This window comes from Vibrio sp. 2130-1 (assembly GCF_033339515.1).
Genome location: NZ_JAWOUT010000131.1, coordinates 1 through 892 on the forward strand (window position 1 = coordinate 1; position 892 = coordinate 892).

The 892-nt window shown below is 45.4% G+C and carries 1 protein-coding gene; it reads left to right on the plus strand.

Features of this window, described 5'->3' with window-relative positions; translation table 11 throughout:
* Positions 1-28 precede the first annotated feature (28 nt).
* Complete coding sequence (gene trmH / locus R7Q09_RS24695; protein ID WP_005478720.1) at positions 29-712, plus strand: tRNA (guanosine(18)-2'-O)-methyltransferase TrmH; 684 nt, start codon at positions 29-31, stop codon at positions 710-712.
* Positions 713-892 lie beyond the last annotated feature (180 nt).

The window sequence follows — 892 nt, forward strand, 5'->3', positions numbered from 1 at the left end:
CGATTTTTTTATACCCTATTTATTTACTATGAATTTAGAACGTTACCACCGTATCCATCAGGTGCTGAAAGCACGCCAAACCGACCTTACTTTGTGCCTAGAAGAGGTTCACAAACCTAACAACGTCTCTGCCGTTATTCGTACGGCTGACGCCACGGGCTTACACAAAGTTCATGCTATCTGGCCTGATAAAATGCGCACTTTAACCCACACTTCTGCAGGTGCTCGTAACTGGGTTGAAGTAGAAACTCACAACTCGATTGAAACCGCCATTACCGAGCTCAAAGCCCAAGGCATGCAAGTATTGGTGACCAACTTATCAGACACCGCGGTCGATTTTCGTGAAATCGACTACACCAAACCGACTGCAATCATCCTGGGGAGTGAAAAAATTGGCGCGTCTGAACAAGCGAAAAAACTCGCAGATCAAGACATCATTATCCCAATGATCGGTATGGTGCAGTCTTTGAATGTCTCAGTCGCCAGTGCTGTGATTCTTTACGAAGCACAACGCCAACGTGAAGCGGCAGGCATGTATGATCGTGAAGAAAGCGCACTACCAAAAGAAACCATTCATCGCATCTTATTTGAACGTGGTCACCCAGTGCTTGCCAAAGTAGCGAAACGCAAGAAACTGGAATACCCGCCACTCGACGATGAAGGTCAAATCATCGCAGATGAGGCGTGGTGGCAAGAGATGCAAAAAGCTTAAGCTGAAACATAACATCGAAAGGCCTCGCTTTCTACGCCACTTCTTATAGTTTTTCCTGTACAAAAACACAGCTCCATGGTTAACATACTGCTATGTTAACCATTTTCTTGAGCTTTCTATGTCTGCCCAAATGCTATCTGCTGTTCCTTTAACTTCTCTATCAGGAGTTGGCGCCAAAGT

What these genes read in the sequence shown, in the direction of transcription:
- trmH (WP_005478720.1), top strand. Translation starts at nt 29, where the DNA reads ATGAATTTAGAACGTTACCACCGTATCCATCAGGTGCTGAAAGCACGC.